Source organism: Chryseobacterium sp. (assembly GCF_041914225.1).
Classification (GTDB): domain Bacteria; phylum Bacteroidota; class Bacteroidia; order Flavobacteriales; family Weeksellaceae; genus Chryseobacterium.
On record NZ_JAYSDT010000087.1, the window covers coordinates 1 to 7,141 of the forward strand.

The following is a 7,141-nucleotide window of genomic DNA, read 5'->3' on the forward strand; positions in this document are numbered from 1 at the left end:
AATTATCTGCTAATAAAAACTTTGGTAATTTCATTTTTTTAATGTTTTAACTTTCTCAAAGATAAATAAAATTATTGACTTAAAATTACTTCAAAAACATTTTTGAAACTTTTTCAGCTTTTTTGCTTTCAGAATAATCGTAGAAACCTTCCCCTGATTTTACACCAAGTTTCCCTGCCATTACCATGTTTACCAATAATGGATTCGGAGCATACTTAGGATTTTTGAATCCGTCATACATTACATTCAGGATAGCAAGACATACATCAAGACCAATAAAATCTGCAAGCTGAAGCGGACCCATCGGATGAGCCATACCCAGTTTCATTACGGTATCAATTTCTTCTACGCCAGCTACACCGTTATAAAGTGTTTCGATAGATTCATTGATCATTGGCATTAAAATTCTGTTAGCCACAAAACCAGGATAATCGTTTACTTCTACAGGAACTTTTCCTAAAGTCTTGCTCATTTCATAGATCGCATCGAAAGTTTCCTTGGAAGTGGAATATCCTTTGATGATCTCTACCAGCTTCATGATGGGAACCGGGTTCATAAAGTGCATACCGATTACCTTATCAGCTCTTTTGGTAGCTGCCGCAATTTTTGTAATAGAAATAGAAGAAGTATTGGTGGCAAGAATACAATTGACAGGAGCCAGTTCATCCATCTGTCCGAAGATCTTCAGTTTAAGATCCTGGTTTTCCGTAGCAGCCTCTACGATAAGGTCTGCAGTGCCTACAGCGTCGTTCAGTGCTGTAAAGGTAGTGATGTTTCCTAACGTTTCTGCTTTTTGTTCCTCTGTAAGGTTTCCTTTTGCAATGATTCTGTCAAGATTCGTAGTAATGGTTTTTAAACCTCTGTCCAGAGCTTCCTGAGATACATCTACAAGATTTACTTTAAAACCGCTTTGCGCGAAAGTATGTGCAATACCATTTCCCATGGTCCCCGCTCCGATAACTACAATGTTTTTGATCATTTTTCCTTTATTTTTTATAGATAGTTAAATTTTTTACTTGTGCAAGATCCGATTGTGAAACTGTAACTGTCGGATCAAAACTGACATTTCCTTTGTTGCTTTGTTCCTTGTTGTTGTTCTGATTCGAAACTGTAGCCGTAAGCCCTCTTACAAGCCTGCTTCTCTGATTTTTGGTCAGAAAATCTGTACCAACATACAATGTGTATTCACCTTCTCTGCCCATTCCTTTTTGTATCAGGACTTCGAGGCTTTTGATCTGGTATTTTCTTTTAAATTCTTTCAGAAAACTGATGACAGGCTTATCTGATGATGGACCACAGCATATGCTGCCATAGCTGATCTCCAAATAATTCTGATTCTTCTGTGAATAAAAGAAGGTGAATGCAAACAGAGCAGTTGTTACTATTATTTTTTTCATGTTAAATCGCTTTAAAAATAAGCTTAAAATTTTATTTATTAAAATATTCCCAAACCTCCTTCGAAATATCAGAAATCATCCTGCAGCTTACAGCATCCGTTTCCATTGAATTACTGACAAATACAGCTAATGCATAATGTTTCCCGTTGGGTAAAGTAACGATTCCGATTTCATTTTCTGCGCCTGTTAAGCCTGCTTTATTTTTCCCTGAGGCTCCCGTTTTTCTTGCGACAGGTGTATTTTTGGGAAGCTGTTCCACCATTTTATTTAATCCGGTTGAAGTAGAAAGCATTACTTTCATCAGATACGCTGTAGATTTTTTGGATAATAACTTTCCGTCATAAAACTTTTTCAGGACATCAGCATCGGATTTTGTTGTGCTGTAATTTTCATACTGAACATTCCAGTCTTTATGCATATCTTCTTCATTGTATTTGATCTGAAAACCTTTTACTCCTTTAGAATCCATGAATTTTTGAACAACCTGGGTTCCTCCCAACAGCTTCAGAAGAATATCACAGCCATTATTATCACTTTTGGCAACCGTATATTCAATCACTTCGCTTAACGGAATTTCAACATTTCCGGCCGGATATTTATCACGAAGCGGCGACCATGTATTTTCCAGTAAATTCGATTTATCCAGCATAATGTCCTGATCCAGAGAAAGTTTTCCCTGATCTACGGCATTCAGAACTGCTGCAGCAATGTGAAATTTAAACACACTTTGCATCGGGAGTTTTTTATCTCCGTTTTTATCGTACTTAACGCCATTTTCAAAACCGAGAACAGAAACCCCAACCGTAGCTTTTTTGTTCTTAAGGATTGAATTAATTTTTTGTTCCAATAAAGAGGTCTGAGCCCATGAAAATGCTGAAATCAAAAGAAAAAGAAGTGCTGTTTTTTTCATAATACGGAAATTAAAAAGCTCTCTTCTGAAGATAAGAAGAGAGCTGCAATTTAAGACAATTATTACTATTTCAATTCAAAATAATTCAGATTGGCACCATCACTTTCAAAGAAAATTCTGATTTTGTTTTCTCCTTTCTGAAGCGGAATGTTTTTTACAGAAACTGTTTTCCAGTTTTCATTTCCCCCGCTGGATGGCAGTGATACATTGGCCAGGACTTTTCCGGAAGCGGTCTCAATTCTTATATCAGAATCTTTTGCTCCCGAATATCTGATATCAAATGTATAATTTTTATCCCCTTTTGACTGAACCGTATACTGCAGCCATTCTCCGGATTCCGTTTTTCCTACATAATATTGATTCGTAATCTTATCATTACACTTATAGATGTCCACACCATCATTTCTCATTTGCTGCCCAAAGTTCCATTCTGATCTTTTGGCCGGATCACTTACCCAAAGATTAATGAAATCCTTATCCAGATAAGCTGAGCCCATTCTTCCAAGGTCATACTCTGAAGCAAATATTCTTCCCGGAGCCTGATGATTTTTAAATGACATTGTTGAAGCATCTGTTGTCTGCCTGAACATTGCATCAATAACATCTTTTTTAACTTCCGTATTGCTCAGTTTGTAATGATCGGCAATCTGCATTAATGCTTTTTGGGCATATTCTTTTGTTGGCTTTTCTCCGCCGTTTTTCCAGTAATCCAATAGCTTTTCATATTCAGGGGTGATTTTTACATTCGCAATGCCGGCAATATTATCAATCTTTTTCATAGGCCAGAAAGCATATCCGATATTATGCTTATCCAGAAGCTGTATCAGTTCGGTAAACCATACATTGGAATTTTCACCGGTCTCACCCAGCCAGATCGGAATATTATGTTTTTCCCTGAGATCTAGTGCAAATTTTAACGTTTGATCATCATTATAATTCCAGTATTTGTGGAAACTGAAAGCCATATTGTTATCCCAAAGCGCAGGAAGCCCGTTGTAATTATTTCCCCATCCGTTGCCTTCAATGAAGATCATATGTTTTTTATCAACTACTCTGATTGCAGCAGTGATATCTTTCTGCAGTTTCCAAAGCGGGGCATTCGACATTTCATCTGTACCATTTGGATTTTTGCCTGTAAAATTAATATTAGGCTCGTTAATCAGGTCATACCCTCCGATCCATGGATGATCCTTATATCTTTCTGCCAGTTTTTTCCATAACGCTATTGTTTTTCTTTGATTTTCTTCATTTTCCCAAAGTGATGGCTTAGACTTATCATTATCAGAAATGTTGACATCATTTCCCTGACCTCCCGGAGCTGCATGAAGATCCAGGATCAGGTATATTTTATTGTCGGCACACCATTTCAGTAATTCATCTGTCATTTTAAAACCCTCTTCCAGCCAGGTATTTTTCCCTTTTACCGGCTCCTTTTCAATCGGAAAGGTATAAAGGTTGTAATGCATCGGAAGCCTTATCGAATTAAATCCGGATTTGGCCAGAAGATCAATATCCTGTTTGGTAATGCCGTTTTTCAGGTAAGCTTTGTAAAATGCATTCATGCCGTCTTCACCGATTAATTCTGCAATCTTTTCCTTAATCTTATACTGTGGTCCTGCAAAATCAGCAGTTTTCAGCATATAACCTTCCTGAAGCATCCAGCCGCCAAGGCCAAGGCCTCTCAGTTGGACATTTTCACCTTTATCATTAACAATTTTTTGTCCGGAAGTCTTCAGTAATTGTGATGTCCCAAATTGAGACAATAAAAACGCGGATAATAGAATAGCTCTTTTCATAGTGGTTTCAATAGTTTAAAATAATAAGGAAATATTAGAAATTATAATGAATGATGCCAGCACACAATGAATCTGTATTCAGCTCATTTATTGTATTAGATATCCATATATGTAAAATAAAATCTTTCAATATTGTATTGAATTATTCTTCAAATATATTGTTTTTTTATTTTGAAAAAGATTTTTTATTGGTAAATCTGTAATTATTAATAACCGTTTTTCTTTATATAAGTTTCTTAAAAAACAAATTATACATTAATTAATAAACCCGCAACTTCATCAAATCGATTGAAAATCGATTCTTCCTTTGTTTCCTTAAAATAATGCGTTACTGAAATAAAGCCTTTGCGTGTAAGTTTGCAATAAATAACATCAAAAATTAAAAATGCTATCTTATAACTGATTACTCAGGATTATAAGATAGCATTTAATTATTGCTTAGAAAAGTAATGTATTTTTAACTGATCAGTTTCATGATCTCTAAAGCCACTTTTAACGCTTCAGTTCCGTCCTCCAGAGAAACCTCTACATTTTTATCCCCTGTGATGGCATCTGCAAAAGAGTTTAATTCATCCAAAATTGCATTATTAGGCTGAATATTCGGATATTCGAATAAGATCTGATTCTTTTCCCCATCTGCATTTTCAATAATCATATCAAATGGAGTAGGGTTTTCAGGAGCATCTTTCATTCTGATCACTTCTGCCTTTTTTTCAAGGAAATCAACAGAAATATATGCGTCTTTCTGGAAGAACCTGCTTTTTCTCATGGCTTTCATAGAAATTCTTGAAGTCGTAAGATTAGCTACGCATCCGTTTTCAAATTCTATTCTTGCATTGGCAATATCCGGAGTTTTGCTTACTACACAGACACCGCTTGCGTGGATGTTTTTAACCTTAGATTTCGCCATACTCAACAGAATATCCAGATCGTGGATCATCAGGTCCAGTACAACAGAAACATCTGTACCGCGTGGATTGAATTCTGCCAGCCTGTGGATTTCAATGAATATTGGGTTGCTGATGTATTCCTTAGTCGCTATAAAAGCGGGATTGTATCTCTCAACATGTCCTACCTGTGCCTTGATTCCTTTTTCCTGGCATAAATGTAAAATTTCTTCTGCCTGCTCAAGAGTCTGGGTTACCGGTTTTTCAATAAAGAAGTGAAGACCTTTTTCAATGGCTTTTAAAGCATAATCGTAATGATAAATCGTCGGGGTGACAATATCCAGCATATCGATCTGCTCCAGTAAATCATCGAAATTTTCAAAATATTTATACCCGAATTCGGCTTCTAATTTCTTTCCGTTTTCAACATCTTTATCATGGAAACCTACAAATTCATATCTATCTGACTGATTAAGAAGTTTTAAATGTATTTTTCCCAAGTGTCCGGCACCTACCAAACCTGCTTTTAACATAGCTGTATTAAATTTTTGTAAAGATAGTGAATGTACATTTATTAAAATACATGACTTTTTACTTGGAGATTTTTAAGATTAAACAATCTGTTCATTAAAGAAATTGCAGTAAATTCAAGGCCTGAAAAATAACTATGAAAAGAATAATTTCGATTGTATTTATATTTGGATTACTTACTACGGGATGTATAGGAGACAGTCCATATGACCCGCAGCCTAAATGTGGAACTCCTACAAATCTGATATTTGAAAAAGGGAGTAACCTGCTTTCCTGGAACATGATCAGCCAGGGTGAAGGATATTATGAGGTACAGTACGGAGAGCAGGGTTTCACTTTAGGAAAGGGAACAACCGTTGTAACCAGTAAGAATTCCTGCAATCTTCCGTTATATAAGAATAGTAAATATGACCTTTATGTAAGAAAAAACTGCGGAGTTGACAATGGCCGGAGCAACTGGGCAGGACCTGTTACCGTATTGGCGACTAATACAACCACCTGTATAAAACCAGCGTATGCAACCTATTCAAAAACAACTTCTTCTGTTAATTCTTCTGTTTTTGATGCTACAGTAACCTGGGAAAGTGATGGCGTTTCCATGTATGAAACTGTTTTGACAACCAGTCCTGCACCACCGGCAAGCGGAGAACAGGTGATCTCAGGTCAAAAAGCTGTTTATATAGGATTAAGTAAAACGGTGAATTATAACTTTTTTGTAAGAAAAAGATGTGCAGATAATACCTTCAGTGATTTTTACGGACCTTATCCGATAAAATGGAATTAAAAATAAAAGAAAAGCAGTTAACAAATGACAGCTTTGTTTTTGTGGATAATTCTTTCGGTCGATTTCTGAAATCTAATTTCTAATTTCTTATTTTTGTCAAATGCAGGATTCGTTTGTACATAAAGGAAAAAGAAAGATTTTAGTAGATTACCTTCGAAACAGAATTGGAATTTCAGACGAAAATGTACTTTCGGCTATGAGTGAAGTTCCGAGACACCTTTTTATCGAAAGTATTTTTGAAGATTTTGCCTATGAAGACAGGGCATTTCCCATTCTGGCACACCAGACCATATCCCATCCCTCCACGGTAGCGGAGCAGTCTGAGCTGCTGAAGGTAAAACCTGGTGAAAAAGTGTTGGAGATTGGTACCGGATGTGGTTACCAGACCGCTGTTTTAATGGCAATGAAAGCCCATGTTTACACAGTAGAAAGACAGAAAGATCTTTTTGATTTTTCTAAAAAGAAACTCAGGGAGCTTCATCTGTTCCCAAAATTCCAGAGTTTTGGAGATGGCTTTGCCGGGCTTCCTACCTTTGCTCCTTTTGATAAGATTATCGTTACCTGTGGAGCTTCTACTTTACCGACAGAATTATTGAAACAACTGAATGTAGGAGGAATAATGGTGATTCCGTTAGGTCCTACGGATGAACAGGTTTTATACAGATTTACCAAGGTAGGTCCCACAGAATTTGAAAAAGAAGAATTCGGGGCGTATAAATTTGTTCCGATGCTTGGAAGTACCAATCAATAATTGTATCACAGATACGGAATTGGCAGACCTACTGGTCTCAAACACCAGTTCTTAGGAGTACCGGTTCGATCCCGGTCCTGGGTAC

Annotated in this window: 7 protein-coding genes; 2 read left to right on the plus strand and 5 right to left on the minus strand. The window is 36.5% G+C overall.

Annotated features, from left to right (window positions below; genetic code table 11):
• Nucleotides 1–85: 85 nt before the first annotated feature.
• The 5 genes from ACE3RB_RS19460 to ACE3RB_RS19480 form a co-directional block, all read right to left on the minus strand.
• Nucleotides 86–976, minus strand: coding sequence for a 3-hydroxybutyryl-CoA dehydrogenase (locus ACE3RB_RS19460; protein ID WP_374465733.1), 891 nt, complete (start codon nucleotides 974–976; stop codon nucleotides 86–88).
• 10 nt (nucleotides 977–986) lie between these two features.
• Nucleotides 987–1,397, minus strand: coding sequence for a hypothetical protein (locus tag ACE3RB_RS19465; protein ID WP_374465728.1), 411 nt, complete (start codon nucleotides 1,395–1,397; stop codon nucleotides 987–989).
• Nucleotides 1,398–1,428: 31 nt separating this feature from the next.
• Nucleotides 1,429–2,307, minus strand: a complete 879-nt coding sequence (gene bla-A, locus ACE3RB_RS19470) for a CGA/CIA family class A beta-lactamase (RefSeq protein ID WP_374465729.1) — start codon at nucleotides 2,305–2,307, stop codon at nucleotides 1,429–1,431.
• Between the two features lie 65 nt (nucleotides 2,308–2,372).
• Nucleotides 2,373–4,103: a cellulase family glycosylhydrolase gene (locus ACE3RB_RS19475; protein WP_374465730.1), complete on the minus strand. Its 1,731-nt coding sequence runs from the start codon at nucleotides 4,101–4,103 to the stop codon at nucleotides 2,373–2,375.
• Nucleotides 4,104–4,560: 457 nt separating this feature from the next.
• Entirely contained in the window at nucleotides 4,561–5,523 is a 963-nt protein-coding gene (locus ACE3RB_RS19480) for a Gfo/Idh/MocA family protein (protein WP_374465731.1), read from the minus strand.
• A 134-nt stretch (nucleotides 5,524–5,657) separates the two neighbouring features.
• Here ACE3RB_RS19480 and ACE3RB_RS19485 point away from each other — a divergent pair, with 134 nt between their 5' ends.
• Both ACE3RB_RS19485 and ACE3RB_RS19490 read left to right on the plus strand, forming a co-directional pair.
• Nucleotides 5,658–6,305 carry a hypothetical protein gene (locus tag ACE3RB_RS19485; protein WP_374465732.1) on the plus strand — a complete coding sequence of 216 codons (648 nt, stop codon included), beginning with the start codon at nucleotides 5,658–5,660 and terminating at the stop codon, nucleotides 6,303–6,305.
• A 100-nt stretch (nucleotides 6,306–6,405) separates the two neighbouring features.
• Nucleotides 6,406–7,056: a protein-L-isoaspartate(D-aspartate) O-methyltransferase gene (locus tag ACE3RB_RS19490; protein WP_002977994.1), complete on the plus strand. Its 651-nt coding sequence runs from the start codon at nucleotides 6,406–6,408 to the stop codon at nucleotides 7,054–7,056.
• The last annotated feature ends 85 nt before the right edge of the window (nucleotides 7,057–7,141 follow it).

Coding starts and splice junctions, on each gene's coding strand:
- ACE3RB_RS19465 (WP_374465728.1), bottom strand. CDS start 1,397: ATGAAAAAAATAATAGTAACAACTGCTCTGTTTGCATTCACCTTCTTT.
- bla-A (WP_374465729.1), bottom strand. CDS start 2,307: ATGAAAAAAACAGCACTTCTTTTTCTTTTGATTTCAGCATTTTCATGG.
- ACE3RB_RS19475 (WP_374465730.1), bottom strand. CDS start 4,103: ATGAAAAGAGCTATTCTATTATCCGCGTTTTTATTGTCTCAATTTGGG.
- ACE3RB_RS19480 (WP_374465731.1), bottom strand. CDS start 5,523: ATGTTAAAAGCAGGTTTGGTAGGTGCCGGACACTTGGGAAAAATACAT.
- ACE3RB_RS19485 (WP_374465732.1), top strand. CDS start 5,658: ATGAAAAGAATAATTTCGATTGTATTTATATTTGGATTACTTACTACG.
- ACE3RB_RS19490 (WP_002977994.1), top strand. CDS start 6,406: ATGCAGGATTCGTTTGTACATAAAGGAAAAAGAAAGATTTTAGTAGAT.